Annotated in this window: 10 protein-coding genes; 7 read left to right on the top strand and 3 right to left on the bottom strand. The window is 60.3% G+C overall.

Annotation, left to right across the window (positions count from 1 at the left end; all coding sequences use genetic code 11):
• Window positions 1-38 precede the first annotated feature (38 nt).
• Window positions 39-2,351, top strand: a complete 2,313-nt coding sequence (locus JAO77_RS07590) for a patatin-like phospholipase family protein (RefSeq protein ID WP_198989737.1) — start codon at window positions 39-41, stop codon at window positions 2,349-2,351.
• A 107-nt stretch (window positions 2,352-2,458) separates the two neighbouring features.
• On the opposite strand, the gene JAO77_RS07585 is transcribed toward JAO77_RS07590, so the two are convergent.
• Window positions 2,459-3,406 (bottom strand): glycoside hydrolase family 43 protein, encoded by a 948-nt coding sequence (locus JAO77_RS07585; protein WP_198989736.1) that lies wholly within the window; start codon window positions 3,404-3,406, stop codon window positions 2,459-2,461.
• Entirely contained in the window at window positions 3,403-4,125 is a 723-nt protein-coding gene (locus JAO77_RS07580) for an alpha/beta fold hydrolase (RefSeq protein ID WP_198989735.1), read from the bottom strand. Before JAO77_RS07580 ends, JAO77_RS07585 begins: the two co-directional genes overlap by 4 nt.
• A 442-nt stretch (window positions 4,126-4,567) precedes the next feature.
• On the opposite strand from JAO77_RS07580, the gene JAO77_RS07575 reads away from it, so the two are divergent.
• From JAO77_RS07575 to JAO77_RS07550, 6 genes are all read left to right on the top strand, one after another.
• Window positions 4,568-5,203: an RNA polymerase sigma factor gene (locus JAO77_RS07575; protein ID WP_198989734.1), complete on the top strand. Its 636-nt coding sequence runs from the start codon at window positions 4,568-4,570 to the stop codon at window positions 5,201-5,203.
• Window positions 5,204-5,481: 278 nt separating this feature from the next.
• Window positions 5,482-6,138, top strand: a complete 657-nt coding sequence (gene nth / locus JAO77_RS07570) for an endonuclease III (protein WP_198989733.1) — start codon at window positions 5,482-5,484, stop codon at window positions 6,136-6,138.
• A gap of 230 nt (window positions 6,139-6,368) precedes the next feature.
• Entirely contained in the window at window positions 6,369-7,115 is a 747-nt protein-coding gene (locus JAO77_RS07565; protein ID WP_198989732.1) for a hypothetical protein, read from the top strand.
• Between the two features lie 78 nt (window positions 7,116-7,193).
• Complete coding sequence (locus tag JAO77_RS07560; protein WP_198989731.1) at window positions 7,194-9,986, top strand: TonB-dependent receptor; 2,793 nt, start codon at window positions 7,194-7,196, stop codon at window positions 9,984-9,986.
• On the top strand, window positions 9,986-11,182 hold the full coding sequence (locus JAO77_RS07555) for a DUF4249 domain-containing protein (protein WP_198989730.1): 1,197 nt from the start codon (window positions 9,986-9,988) through the stop codon (window positions 11,180-11,182). Before JAO77_RS07560 ends, JAO77_RS07555 begins: the two co-directional genes overlap by 1 nt.
• Window positions 11,183-11,231: 49 nt before the next feature.
• The gene (locus JAO77_RS07550; protein ID WP_198989729.1) at window positions 11,232-13,628 is read left to right on the top strand and encodes a hypothetical protein; all 2,397 of its coding nucleotides are present in this window, start codon (window positions 11,232-11,234) and stop codon (window positions 13,626-13,628) included.
• 97 nt (window positions 13,629-13,725) lie between these two features.
• Here the strand turns inward: JAO77_RS07550 and JAO77_RS07545 are convergent, their stop codons facing one another.
• Complete coding sequence (locus tag JAO77_RS07545; RefSeq protein ID WP_198989728.1) at window positions 13,726-14,388, bottom strand: SOS response-associated peptidase; 663 nt, start codon at window positions 14,386-14,388, stop codon at window positions 13,726-13,728.
• Window positions 14,389-14,509: the final 121 nt, after the last annotated feature.

Genomic DNA, 14,509 nt, shown 5'->3' with positions numbered 1-14,509 from the left:
AAGGCGCGAGAGCCACTAATATACTAATAAATTACTATATGATAAAAGTACTACATTTTACCTTTTGTGTACTGCTCTTGTTACTAGGGTGCCCAGCCTCACTGCGCGCCCAAAAGGTGGGCTTAGTGCTGAGCGGTGGCGGCGCCAAAGGACTGGCTCACATTGGGGTGCTCAAGCAGCTTGAGGCGAATGGCATTCCGATAGATTACATCATTGGCACAAGCATGGGGGCCGTGGTGGGGGCCATGTACTCGGCGGGTTACTCGCCACGCGAGATTGAGCAAATTGTGCTTTCGCCGCAGTTCCAGTACTGGGTATCGGGCAAGCAGCTTCAGGATAAAACCTTCAATTACCTCACTGCTGAGCCTGACCCCTCAGCGCTGCGGCTGGGCGTGGCCATCGACTCGGCTTTGCACGCCCGCGTGGTGCCCAACCTGGTGAACGACATCAACCTCAATCTGGCCCTGGCGCGGCTGCTAGCACCGGCCGGCGCTACCAGCGGCTACGATTTTGACAAGCTCTTTGTGCCCTACCGCTGCCTGGCAGCCGAGATTTTTACGCGCACCCAAGTAGTGCAGAAGGCCGGTAACCTAGCCGATGCCGTGCGCAACTCCATGGCCGTGCCGCTTGCCTTCCGCCCCATCCGCAACCCCGACGGGCGCTACCTCTTCGACGGTGGCATCTACAATAACTTTCCCACCGATGTAATGCGCCGCGAGTTTCAGCCCGACATCATTATCGGGGTGAACGTGGGCGATGTGGCGTTTACTAAATACCCGTTTAAGAAAGACGACGAGCTTCTGACCAACGCCCTGGTGTTTCTAGGTGCCAATGTGGCCGACACTACCAGCGTAGGCCGCAACGGCATCTTTATTCAACCTAACTTGGAGGGTATCGGGGCTACCGACTTCGACCGGGCGCGCACGCTCATTGGGCAGGGCGACACGGCTACCCAGCGCAAGCTGGCACTCATTCGCCAGCGCATCGGGCGCCGCGTCGATACCCTGGACTTGCAGCGCCGCCGCCTGGCCTTTCAGCAGGCGGCGCCTACGCCACGCTTTGTGCAGGTGCGGGTGCAGGGCCTGCGGGCCGACCAAAACGGCTACGCCGAGCGGTTTTTTCGGCGAACTGGCAAAACCTATAGTCTAGACGACCTAGAGGAGGGCTACTACCGCCTAGCCGCCGACGACTACTTCCGCAACATTTACCCACGCATTCGCTACGACGCGGCGCAACAGGGCTACGTGTTTTCGGTAGATGCCCAGCAGAATAATAACGTGGCGGCCGAGGTGGGCTTTGCCCTCAGCACGCGGCCCATTGATAACCTGTACTTCGGTATCGAATTCAAATACTTGCGCAGCCTGCTCTACTCGGTGGGCGCCAACGTGAGCCTCGGGCGCTTTTACAACGGTGCGCAGGGCAATTTCCGCATTAATGTGCCGGGGCGCGTGCCCTTCTTTGTGCAGCCCCAAATCACGTATAACCAGTGGGACTACCAAAACACGGGCGGCCTACTGGGGCGCGATGTACTGAGCACCCAGGTTCGGCAGCAAGACACCAAGGTGGGCGGCCAGATTGGGATTTCGCCGCGCTACCGCGCCCGGGTGGTACTCGACCTAGGGGCCTTCTATAATGTCGATAACTACTCGAATACGGCAGAAGTCAACTCGACCGATGTGCTGGCGCGCACCTCCTTCAAGGGTGGCACGGCAGCCATCCGCTTTGCCCGCAACTCGCTCAATCGCAAGCAGTATGCCATAGCAGGCCGCCGCTACGTGGTAAGCCTGCGCGGCGTCACGGGTACTGAGGCCTACACGCCGGGCACTACCTCGCTGCTGCAAACCGAGGCCAGCCGCCACCACGACTGGCTGCAGTTGCGGGCGGCCTACGAGCGCTACGTACCGCTGAAGGGCGAAAAGCAGGCCTGGGGCTACTTTGGCGAGCTGGTAGCCAGCAGCCAGGGGCGCTTTCTCAACTACCGCTCGTCGCTGACCAGCGCGCCGGTTTTCACGCCGCTGGTCGATTCGCGCACGCTGTTTCTAGACCATTACCGGGCGCCGCGTTACGTGGCGGTGGGCCTACGCTACAACCAGCCGGTATTCGGCAACTTTGAGTGGCGCTCCGAGATTTACGCGCACGTCAATTTCAATCAATTTGAGGACGTGAAACAGCTGGCCGAGCTGCACGAAGGCTTTAGCCGCCCCTACCTCACGGGCTCAACGGGCCTCATCTTCACTACGCCCGTGGGCCCGCTGGCCGTGCACGCCACCTACTACGACGACCCGCACCATCGCTTTGCCGTGTATGGGCACCTAGGGTACATTTTGTTCCGCAGCCGCTCGCTGGAGTAGTAGCTACAACTGTCCTTGCGAGGAGACAGGACGAAGGGATTGCATCTGAACGGCGCGGCTGAGCAGGTGCGCTTGCTTCGTCGTGCCTCCTCGCAAGGACAGTTGTTTTAATCACTTATCACCGGCCAGCCATCCTCGGTATAGTCTACTTTACTCAGCAGCATCACGCGCCGCGAATAACCTTGCTCGTCGTTGATGGCGTCGAAGGTAGGCTGCTGGCGGTCGATGGCGTGGTAGAGCAGCCAGTCCTGGCCGTGGTCGTCGGTAATGAGTGAATTATGGCCAGGTGCTTGCCAGCGGTCATTTTCGGTAAGTATGGTACCGTCGGTGCCGGTAGCCTGGGCCAAGGTTTGATAAGGACCGGTGGCCTGGCGGGCGCGGGCCACTAGCACCGCGTAGTGCGCATCGGGGCCGCAGCAGTTATCGCCCGAGTAAAACAGGTAGTACCAGCCGGCGCGATAGTGCACCCAGCTGCCTTCGATGAGGTGGCCATAGGCCGTGGGGCCGGCCGCCGGCCTAGGCGCTACTACCACTTGGGCTTCTGAGCCGGGAGCGAAACCTAGGCCATCGGCGGCCAGCTCGCGCACCCGCAGCGGCCCAAAGCCCGAACCCCAAAATAGCAGCTGCCGTCCGTCGGCGGGGTCCACAAAGCGCATGGGGTCGATATTCTCGAAGCCCGGCCCACCCGCCAGTAGTGGCTGTCCACTATCTATAAAGGGGCCTTCGGGGCGGTCGGCCACGGCCACGCCCAGCCAAAGGCCAGCGGCGGGGTCGTTGGGCTGCGCCGAGTAGTACATCAGGTAGCGGCCATCGGGGTGGCGGCTCACGTCGGGTGCCCAAAAGCGCTGGCTGGTGGCGGCCCAGTCGGGCTTGGTAGGTAGGGCCTCGCCTAGGTGTTCCCAAGTGGCAAGGTCGCGCGAGCGGGCTACTTGAAAGTTCAGTATCTGGCCCGCGCGCTTGGTTTGGGTAGCGTAAGCGTAGTAGTAGCCGTCGGGCGCCCGCAGCACGCTGGGGTCCGGAAAATCGGCGTCGAGCACTGGGTTTTGGTAGGTCATGCGGCAGTGAGTTGTAAGACAGCATCGCGCACCACATCGGGTGCTTCGAGGGGCAGCAAGTGGCCAGCTTCCGGCACCACTACTAGCGGCGAGCCGGCGGGCAGCAGCGGCAGTGTCTGCTGCTGTTGCGCAGCCAGCGGAATGGCATGGTCGGCATCGCCCACCAGCAAGCAGCACGGCACCTGAATAGCGGGCATGAGGGCTGAGATATCTTCCTTCGAGCCACGCTCTAGCCAAGCGTCCCAGGCCGCCTGGCTAGAGCGGAGGTTATCGGCGATAACCTGCTGCCGCACGGCGGCCGCCACCGGGCGAATCATGATTTTAGTCGCCGTTTTTTCGGCTTCGAGGCGCTGGCCATAGGCAGCCAGGCTCGCCTTCCGGTCCTCGTTGCTGATGGGCTCGGGCGTGGGGGGCGAGGGCGACAGCAGCACCAGCCCACGCAGCCCCGCCGGCTGGCGGGCAGCCAGCGCCAGCGCGATTTTGCCGCCCATGCTGTGCCCAATCAGCACGTACTCTTCTAGCTTATGCGTCGCCACTAGGTTAGCTACCCAGTCAGTGTATGCCCCCACCGAGTAGTCGAAGCCCGCGGGTGCCTCCTGCGCCCCAAAGCCCGGCAAGTCGGGCGCCAGGAATGCTGTATCAGCTGGCAACTGGCTTTGTAAGGTGTCGAATTCGTGGCCGGCGCCGGCCCAGTAGTGAAGCGCGAGGTACGTAAGCACAGCAAAGGCGGCTCCTAGGGCCCCGACCTGCCGGGGCCTTGGGCCGGCCGTTTATACGCGTGGCCTTGGCAAGCGGTCATTTAGGTCAGAAGCGGCTTTGTAATTAGCAGCCGCGTGCTTAACTTGCACTAGCTCCGCCCAGGCACCTAGGTAATAGCTGGCGCGACTAACTACTTCGTGCTTAAGCTACCCGGCACTGCCCACACGGCTTACCTGCTGGCTGCATCGGGGTAGTGCTCGGAGCTTGGACTAGCGTCGCAGCTATCCTAGATTTCAGAGATAATATTTTTTGCGCGCTCACTACCGCCCTTGCATTACTCGCGGCTAGTCTGCTACATTTGGCTCGATTATCGCGGGCTTCATCTACTGCTCACTCCTCTTTTTTACCCTTAGCTGCATACTATCGACCTAAGCTCTACGTTCTCCTAACCCGTAGTCCTTTATGGAACCCATGCAGCCGAGCGATTCCGCGCTCATCGCCCTTTACCTGGCTGGCCACGAGTCGGCCTTTGCCCAGCTGCTCCAGCGCCACCAGGCGCGGGTCTTCACGACTATCCACCTCGTCGTGCGCGACCAGGATGTCGCCGACGACCTCACCCAGGATACCTTCATTAAGGCCATCCACACCCTCAAAAGCGGACGTTACCAAGACGAAGGCAAATTTGCCTCGTGGCTCTGCCGCATTGCCCATAACCTAGCTATCGATGCCTTTCGGCGCGCAAAAAGAGCGCCTCAAACGAGCCTCGATGACAACATCGGGCTCGCTAATTCGTTACACCTTTCAGAAGAGCCGGCCGACGATATACTCGGCCGCGAGGAAAGCCATGCACAACTGCGTCAGCTCATTCAGGAGCTGCCGGCTGCGCAAAAGGAAGTACTCCTCATGCGCCACTACGGCGATATGAGCTTTCAGGAAATTGCCGACGCAACCGGCGTCAGCATCAATACGGCCCTAGGCCGGATGCGCTATGCGCTAATCAATTTGCGGAAGAAAATGGCCGCACATTCCCTTTTGTATGATACAAACAGTACCCCACCCGACGCTGCTTCGCTACGTGTACAACGAATTGCCAGCTGACGAACAACATGAAGTCGAAGACGCGCTACTGCATGACCCCGAGCTGGCAGTAGCGTGTGCCGATTTACTTCTTGCGCAGCAAGCGCTTAACGGCCTAGCCCGCGAACCTAAAGCATCTACCACCGCTAACATCCTCCAATATTCGCGAACATTTTTACGCTAATTAACTTACGGGAAGTGCGCTGATTACAGCCTCGCAACTACGCGTGCCTACCTGCCCCGCAGAATAGGCATCGCATGTTGGCGTGCGCGTAGTTTGCGCACTTTCTGCATTAGGTATGACTCGCCCCGAACGGTTTCGTCGGTTTCTCGACTATTTCACTACGCACTACCCCGAGCCGCGCACCGAGCTGGCCTACCGCAACCCCTACGAGCTGATTGTGGCCGTGGTGCTGAGCGCGCAGTGCACCGACAAGCGCGTGAACCAGGTGATGCCCGCGCTGCTAGAGCAGTTTCCGACCGCCGCCGAGCTAGGCGCTGCCTCAGCCGATGATATTTTTCCGTTTATCCGTAGCGTCTCATACCCCAACAATAAGGCCAAGCACCTGGCCGGCCTAGGGAAGCTGCTTACGGAGGAGTTTGGAGGTGAGGTACCTAGCACTATTGAGGAGCTGCAGCGCCTGCCAGGCGTGGGCCGCAAAACGGCCAACGTGGTGGTATCGGTTATCTACAACCAGCCCGCCATGGCCGTGGATACGCACGTGTTTCGGGTATCGCACCGCCTAGGGCTGGTACCCAAGACGGCCACCACGCCGCTAGCCGTGGAGAAAGGTCTCGTGAAGTACACCCCCCAGGAGCTGATACCCAAAGCGCACCACTGGCTGATTTTGCACGGCCGCTACATCTGCGTGGCCCGCACGCCCAAGTGCAGCGTGTGTCCGCTCACCGACTTTTGCGCTTACTACCAGAAACTTGCGCAGGCGCAGCCCATGTAATAAAGCTAAGCCTATAGCCTAGGTACTCACTAGCTATCAGCGCAGTTGGGACATGGGCAGTTACAAAAGAAGCTTTTTGCTTACCTATAGTTATAATAATACCTAGGGCGCGTGTGTAAGGCATAGGCTAGCCGTGAGCTTTCTGTGAATATATTGCGCAGTCAGTTTTAGGAGGCCGCCCTAGCTGGGCAAAGCTAAAACGTGGCAGTTCCGCCTTTTTTAGCTTTTGCATGATGCACCGACTACTGCGTATGGGCGCCTGCTGCCTGGCTTTGGCCCTGCCCTATCATACATGGGCGCAGGCCCCAACTGCCGCCGACTCAGTAGCTCTGGCCGCGGCGGTGGAGGCCGCTACGCAGCACTATACCAAGGCCACGCAGGCAGAGTCGGTATTATTCAGCGGCCCCGAGTACGTAGACCCCACCAAGCCGGGCGCCATTGGGCACCAGTTTTTTGTGAGCAATGAGCCGCAGCTTGGTACCGTTACGTATCGCAACGCTTACTTTCAGCAAGTGCCGCTGCGCTACGACATAGTGCTCGACCGGGTGGTGCTGACTTACCCCAATCAGGTGGCCAACATCATGTTGGTGCCAGAAGCGCTTACTGACTTTTCTATTCAAGACCGGCGCTTCATCCACGTGCTGGGCGACTCCTCGGCGAGCGCTCTGCTACGCACTGGCTTTTATGAACTGTTGCAACCAGGGCCGGTGAACCTGCTGGCCCGCCACGTCAAATACCTGCAGCAAACTACCGACAACCAGAGCTTGGTCTTCAAGTTCAGGCAGATTGATAAGCTTATTGCCCGCTCGGGTAGCACCGCGGTAGAAGTAGGCCGCCTGAAAGACCTGCTGGCCCTGCTACCCGCCCATCGAACTGAGGTGCAGCGCTATGCCCGCCAGCAAAAATTACGCTTTTCGGCCGCACAGCGCGAGGCGTCGGCCCTGAAAGCTCTCCGCTACTACTACACCCTGCCCTAGGCGCCAGCCCTCGGCCGTCCCTGCGCGGGCAGCCGAGGGCTGGCGCCTGTGGTTTTCTGCTCTTCCTGTTTGCTTGCTATGACCCGACTTTACTTTGGCATTTTGCTGGCCGGACTATTGGCTGGTAGCTACCCTACCTTCGCTCAGCAAAGCTCGCCGCCCATCAGCGGTGACTTTCGCAACCTGCGCTTCGAGCAGTTTGCACAGCGTGTAGAGGCCCAGACGCCTTATCGGTTTTTTTTCGACCCGGCGGCGCTGGACAGTGTCACGGTGCGAGTGCAGGCCAATGACCTGCCGCTGGTGGCGGTGCTGCGGCAGATTTTTGAGCATTCTACGCTGCGCTTCGCCGTCGACGAAGCTACCAACCGAGTATTCATTACCCACGAGTATCCGCTGCAAACGCGCCTGCCCGATGAGTTTTTCCCGGCGGCGCCGGTCAGCGGCAGCCCGCCGCCGGTTGTTGCCGGAGAGGGGCAGGCGCCGGCTCGCACTAGCCGGCCCTCCGAAGTGGGCACGTCCGAGTTCAGAGTGTATGAGATAGGGCCGCGGCAGGCGGCGCCCGCTGGCAACCGGGCCACGATAACGGGTGTGGTGCGCACCAGCAAGGAACCCGTGCCGGGTGTGGCAGTCTTTATAGATTCTCCGAACATTGGCACGGCTACCGACGCGAAAGGGGCATACTCGCTTACGCTACCAGTGGGCCGCTACAACCTTAATATCCGCGGCCTAGGTATCCGCCCCACGCGGCGGCAAATTTGGGTGCACGCCAGCGGCCGCCTCGACCTAGAAGTGTTGTCTGACGTGACCTCGCTACGCGAGGTAGTGGTGCAGGGCCAGAAGGAGGGCAACGTGCGCGGCATGCAAATGGGCGTGCAGAAGCTGGATATCAAGGTCATCAAGCAAGTGCCCACGGTGTTTGGCGAGGCGGACATCTTGCGGGTGGTGACGGCGCTGCCTGGCGTAAAGACCATTGGCGAGGGCAGCACGGGCTTTAGCGTGCGCGGCGGCGGCACCGACCAAAACCTGGTGCTATTTAATGGCGCCACCATCTACAACCCGGCCCACTTGTTCGGGTTCTTTTCAGCCTTCAACCCCGACGCGGTGCAGTCGGCCGAGCTGTACAAAAGTGCCATTCCGGTGCGCTACGGCGGGCGCCTGGCTTCAGTGCTGGAGATTGAGGGGCGCGAGGGCAACCGCAAGAAGTTTGGCGGCTCGGGCGGTATAGGGCTGCTGACCAGCCGCTTGGAGCTGGAGGGCCCGCTGGGCCCACGCACCCAGGAAGATGCTCCCGCTAAGGGCTCCTTCCTAGTGAGTGGCCGCACTTCGTATTCTGACTGGCTGCTGCACCAGGTGCCTAGCCCTACCCTCAAAAACAGCGCGGCTTCGTTCTACGACCTAAGCGCTTACCTGACTTACGACCTAGACGACAAGAACTCGCTTTCGGCCACCGGCTACTTCAGCCACGACCGGTTTCGGCTGGCCAGCGATACCATTTATGAGTATCGCAATACGGCCGCCGCGCTTAAGTGGAAGCACACTTTTAGCCCGCAGCTAGCGGGCACGCTCACGGGTACCTACAGCCGCTACGGCTTCAACCTAAAAACGACGCGCAACGAGTCTACGGCGTCTACTTTCGACTACAGCATCAACCAGGCCGCGGTGCAGGCCGATGCCAGCTACTTGTGGCACGCCAAGCACACGCTCGACTTTGGGGCCAGCACGCTGCTCTACAACACGGCCCCCGGCAACCAGCAGCCACTGGGCGAACAGTCGCTGCTGCTACCCACCGTCATTCAGCACGAGCGGGCCCTGGAAAGCGCCGTGTACGTGGCCGACCGCTTCGACGTCAGCCCACGCTTTGCGGTGGTGCTGGGACTGCGCTACTCGTTTTTCCAGGCCCTAGGTCCCCGCCAAGTGCGCGACTACATCGAAGGCCTTTCGCGCAGCGAGAGCACCGTAACCGGCACTACCGACTACAGTGGCGGCCAAGTACTGGCCAACTACGGCGGCCCCGAATGGCGCCTCTCGGCCAAGTATGAGCTAACGGCCACCTCGTCGGTAAAGGTCAGCTATAACCGCACCCGCCAGTACGTGCATCAGCTTACCAATACCACCGTGGTGTCGCCCACCGACAGCTGGAAGCTGAGCGACAAGTACATCCGGCCGCAGGTGGGCGACCAGGTGGCCCTAGGGTACTACCACAACTTCAAGCGCAACACGGTCGAGTTTTCGGTAGAAGGCTACTACAAGCGCATTCAAGATTTTCTGGATTATAAAGGCGGGGCCGTGCTACTGCTAAACCCCCACCTCGAAACCGATGTGCTGAACGCCAACGGGCGCGCCTACGGGGTGGAAGTACTGCTGCGCAAGAATGTGGGCAAGATAAATGGATGGCTCAGCTATACCTACGCCCGCTCGCTGGTGCAGGTGAACACCGCTACCGATGTGGTAAACGGTGGCAACTGGTACCCAAGCAACTACGACAAGCCGCACGACGTGACGTTAGTGGGCAACTACCGCTTTTCGCGGCGCTTCAACACCTCGCTCAATTTCAACTACAGCACGGGCCGCCCCATTACGCTGCCGCTGGCCAAGTACTACATTGATAATGCCTACCGGGTGTATTACTCGGACCGCAATGCCTACCGAGTGCCCGACTACTACCGCGTCGATTTTGCCGTCAACTTCGAGGGTAACCACCGCATCAAGAAGCTGGCCCACAGCTCCTGGACGGTTTCTATCTACAACCTAACGGGCCGGCGCAATCCGTACTCGGTTTACTTCCAGTCGACGGGCGGGCAGATTAAGGGCTACAAGCTTTCCATTTTCGGGCAGCCCATTCCTACACTCACTTATAATTTCCGCTTCTGATGCGCACGCTGGCTGTTCCTGCTTCGCTTGCTCGTGCGGCAACTGGCTTGCTGGTCGTAGCCCTAGGTAGCTGCATTGATGCCTACGTTCCCGAAGTCATCAGCGCGCCCACGAGCTACCTGGTCGTAGATGGCTTTATCAACGGCAACGGGGCCACGCGCGTCAAGCTCTCGCGCACCCAGAACATCGCCACCACTGCCGCCCCCACGCCCGAGGCCCGGGCCACGGTCTACATCCAGGGTGCGGCCGGAGCCCGCTACTCCTTGCGCGAGCGCAGCCCCGGCTTCTACCAGTCCGACAGCCTGGTGCTCGGCCCCGGCCAGTACCAGCTGCGCGTCAGCACCACCGGCGCCAACGCCGCCACCTACGAGTCGGCACCCGTGCCCCTCAAGGTCACCCCGCCTATTGACAAGCTCAGCTGGCGGCGGGTAGATAATGAAGTGCGCGTACTGCTCAATACCCGCGATGCGACGCAGCAGACACGCTACTACCGCTGGAAGTTTGCCGAAACCTGGGAGTTCAACTCCGCTTATAAGTCCTCGTTAGAATACTTTCCTGATAAAAAGGTGATAGGTGCGCGCACGACGCCGATATACACATGCTGGCGCACGGAGCAGCCCACGGGCATCAAGCAGGCTACCTCGGCTCAGCTCAGCCAGGATGCGCTGCTCGACTACTCCATCCTCTCGTTCTCCGACCGGGCCGAGCGCCTCAAGATTCGCTACAGCGTGCTCGTGACTCAGTATGCCCAAACGGCCGAGGAGTTTGCCTACTACGAGCAGCTGCGCAAGAACACCGAGGCCATCGGCACTGTCAACGACCCCTTGCCCGTGCAGCTCACCGGCAACGTGCGCCGCACCAGCGGCGCCACCACCGAGCCCGTGCTGGGCTACGTGGGAGCCCACACCGTGCAGCAGCGGCGCTTTTTCATCAACCGCGCCGAGCTGTCGCTGCCCGCCGACTGGGCCTTCGACTCCCCCTACACCGACTGTAAGTTCCAAAATGAGGACGTCACCGAATATATGCCTCCGCTTGCGGTGCCTAAAACTAAGCTATTCGAGACGCCTAATTATTACATACCCATTGATTATTACTATAGTGTGAAAACTGGCGATTTAGCGGGTTATTCTGGTGCACTGGCTGAGTGCGTAGACTGCCGTTTGCGCGGCAGCATCACGAAGCCCAGCTTTTGGTAGCGGCCACTTCTGGCTGGCTGTTTCTCCCACTCTCTTTCCTGCGAACTAAGTGCCTTCTTCTACCTCGCAACTACTCAGGGCCAGTGGCTTGCTCCTGATGCTGCACCTAGGGACCGCCGCGCTCGGCCACGCCCAACCAGCCGACCCCATCACTGACCTAAGCCAGCGCTTTGAGCAGTATAGCCGCCAGGCGCTGACCGAGCAGCTGTACCTGCACCTCGACCGCCCCACCTACGTGGCCGGCGAAACGCTGTGGTTTAAGGCTTATGCAGTGGATGGCACTTACCACCGGCCGCTGTCTTTGAGCAAGGTGGCGTATGTAGAAGTGCTGGATGCTGCGCAGCGCCCCGTACTGCAAGCTAAAATCGGGCTGGTGCAGGCTATGGGCCAGGGCTCGCTAGAGCTGCCGGCCGAGCTGGCTACGGGGCGCTACGTGGTGCGCGCCTACACCAACTGGATGAAAAATGCCGGGCCCGATTTTTACTTTCAGTGCCCCATCACGGTCGTGAACACCCAGCAAGCGTGGCCCGCAACTGCACCCGTGTCCGGGCCGGCCTATGAGGTACAGTTCTTCCCCGAGGGTGGGCAGTTAGTGCAAGACTTGCAAGGTCGGGTGGGCTTTAAAATCACCGACCGGCAGGGCCGCAGCGTGGCTGCTAGCGGCACTGTAGCCACAGCCAGCGGGGCCACAGTTGCCACCTTCCAAACGCTACGCAATGGCCTAGGCAGCTTTTTGCTTACCCCTACTGCCGCGGGCGGTGCCTACACGGCTACCGTACGACTGCCAGGCGGGGCAGTCATCACCAGTAAGCTGCCCACCGTGGCCGAGCAAGGCTTTGCGCTACGCGTAACCGACAAGAGCCCTACCGAGCTCTCGGTGGCAGTGCAAGCCAAGCAAACCCGACCTGCCGAGCCACTGCGGCTGCTGGCCCATACGGGCCAGCAAGTGGTGGTAGCCGCCGAAGCAAATCTGCTCAATGGCCGGGCCACCTTTACCATTAACAAGCGGCAGCTGCGACCGGGCATCACGCACCTTACGCTATTCAGCGGCCGGCAGCCGGTGGCCGAGCGGCTGCATTTCCGGCGGCCTACACCTTCTCAACTGCTGGCGGTGCAGGGTAGCGCCTCGACCCAGGTAGCGGGCTTGCGCAGCCAGGTGCAGCTAAAAGTGAGCGCCCCCCAACCAGCCGCGCTTTCGCTGGCCGTGTATCGACTCGACTCACTGGCCACTAGCACGCCTGCCGACATTAGCAGCTACTTGCTGCTGGCCGCCGACCTACGGGGCTTTATCGAAGATGCTGGCTACTATTTGCGCGACTCGAGTGCGGTAGCCGACCAAGCGGCCGATAACCTGATGCTGACGCAAGGCTGGCGGCGCTTTCGCTGGGATGACGTACTCGCTGGCAAGGCCCCCGCGGTAGCCTACCCGCCCGAGGTTAACGGCTACCTGCTGCAAGGGCGAGTGCGCCAGAGCACGGGCGCTCCCGCGTCGGGCATTCCCGCTTACCTATCGCTGCCAGGCCACTCATTCTGGTTTAGCAGCGCTACCAGCCATGCCGATGGACTGGTGCAGTATGAGCTACCCCAAGCGTATGGCCTGCGCAAGCTGGTGCTCCAAACCAATCCGGCCCTCGACAGCACCGTTCGCGTAGAGCTGCTAAGTCCTTTCACAGTCGGAGGTGGCCCGGCTGCACCCGGCCTGCCGCCGCTCACGCGCCCCTGGGCTGGCTCGCTCAATGAGCGCCTGCTGCAGGCGCAAGTGCAGCAAGCTTTTCCAACGTCGCCACGCTACACAGCCGTTCCGCTCGATACGGTAGCCTTCTACGGCCGCGCTACCGAGCACTATCGCCTCGACGACTACACGCGCTTTTCTACGCTCGAAGACGTGATGCGCGAGTACGTGCCTGGCGTGCTAGTGCGCAAGCGCAAGGATGGCTTTCACTTCTTGGTAACGGACCGGCTGCGCCACCTGATACTGCAAGAAAACCCGCTCACGCTACTCGATGGCCTACCGGTTTTTGACCTCAACCAACTGCTGGCCTTCGACCCGCTCAAAATAAAAACCCTTGATGTGGTAGATAGCCGCTACCTCAGCGGGCAGCAGATGTTTGAAGGCGTCGTAAGCTTTAGAACATATAAAGGCGACCTAGCGGGCTACCCTCTCAATTCGCGCGCACTACTCGAAGAATACGAATTGCTACAGGCACCTCGCGAATTTTATGCCCCGCGCTACGATACTGAGGCCCTACGGCGTAGCCGCCTGCCCGACCTGCGCAACCTGCTCTACTGGAACCCCGCCGTGAACCTAACGGCCAACAACCCACAAACGCTGGATTTTTTCACCTCCGACCAAGCCGGCCGCTACTTGGTGGTAGCACAAGGAATGACTCCTGATGGGCACCTAGGCAGCACCAGCTTTTCCATTGAGGTAAAACCTACTTTGTAAATCGAAGGACTGTAAAGCCAAACAGTATCCCTAGGACAGCCGAAGTGCTACTAAGCATTCTGGCTACCCTAGGAGTACTGTTTTAATCTGACCTGCTCTAGGCCGCTGCTAGCACCTCCGGGTCGTTATGGGCCGGCGAGTTTACCCGCGTCGTGATGGCGTATTCGCGCATCAAGTTCGTGTCGTAGGGTACTAGCAATTGCTGGTGCTGGGCCGCGCTCAAGTCGTCGGCCAGCCAGGCATGCTCGGCTTCGGGACCGGGCAAGATGACGGGCATGCGATTGTGTAGCTTAGCCATCAGCTCGTTGGGCTCAGTAGTGACGATGGTAAAGGTGGGGTGCACCTCGCCCGAGGCTTTATCGACCCACTCGTCCCAGAGTCCGGCAAAGGCGAACGGTTCCTCACTTTTCAGCAAAATGCGGTGCGGAATCTTACCCCGCTCGGTGGCCTGCCATTCGTAAAATGAATCGGCTAGCACCAGGCAGCGCCGCCGCGCCAGCAGCTGCCGGAAACTGGGCTTCTCGCCTAGGGTTTCGGCGCGGGCGTTGATGGGCTTAGGTCCGCCAGCCGGGTCGCGGCTCCAGCCCGGCACCAAGCCCCAGCTCACGAGCTGAATCTGACCGGGGGCGGCGTTGGTAATGATGGGCAGCGCCTGCGAAGGCGCGGCATTGTAGTTAGGCGCGGGCGCGGCGGCTTCTTTCGCATTGAAGCGCTTAGCCAAAGCCGGCGCAGGACTGATTACTGTATATCGACCACACATACCACTGATTGACCGCAGATTCAAACGGATTAAACGGATTTCGCAGATACGCCGCTGGCGCGGCTGACTAAGCTGACGCCAGGATTTTGCCATTGCCTGGCAATGTTGCAGCTACCCAGTT

Origin of the sequence: Hymenobacter sp. BT559, assembly GCF_016427535.1 — a bacterium.
Lineage (GTDB): Bacteria > Bacteroidota > Bacteroidia > Cytophagales > Hymenobacteraceae > Hymenobacter.
Note: the sequence above shows the minus strand (reverse complement) of the source record. Positions and strands in the feature narration are given on the sequence as shown.

Excerpts from the sequence above, each read along its gene's own strand:
- JAO77_RS07590 (WP_198989737.1), top strand. The coding sequence starts at position 39 with ATGATAAAAGTACTACATTTTACCTTTTGTGTACTGCTCTTGTTACTA.
- JAO77_RS07585 (WP_198989736.1), bottom strand. The coding sequence starts at position 3,406 with ATGACCTACCAAAACCCAGTGCTCGACGCCGATTTTCCGGACCCCAGC.
- JAO77_RS07575 (WP_198989734.1), top strand. The coding sequence starts at position 4,568 with ATGGAACCCATGCAGCCGAGCGATTCCGCGCTCATCGCCCTTTACCTG.
- nth (WP_198989733.1), top strand. The coding sequence starts at position 5,482 with ATGACTCGCCCCGAACGGTTTCGTCGGTTTCTCGACTATTTCACTACG.
- JAO77_RS07565 (WP_198989732.1), top strand. The coding sequence starts at position 6,369 with ATGATGCACCGACTACTGCGTATGGGCGCCTGCTGCCTGGCTTTGGCC.
- JAO77_RS07560 (WP_198989731.1), top strand. The coding sequence starts at position 7,194 with ATGACCCGACTTTACTTTGGCATTTTGCTGGCCGGACTATTGGCTGGT.
- JAO77_RS07555 (WP_198989730.1), top strand. The coding sequence starts at position 9,986 with ATGCGCACGCTGGCTGTTCCTGCTTCGCTTGCTCGTGCGGCAACTGGC.
- JAO77_RS07545 (WP_198989728.1), bottom strand. The coding sequence starts at position 14,388 with ATGTGTGGTCGATATACAGTAATCAGTCCTGCGCCGGCTTTGGCTAAG.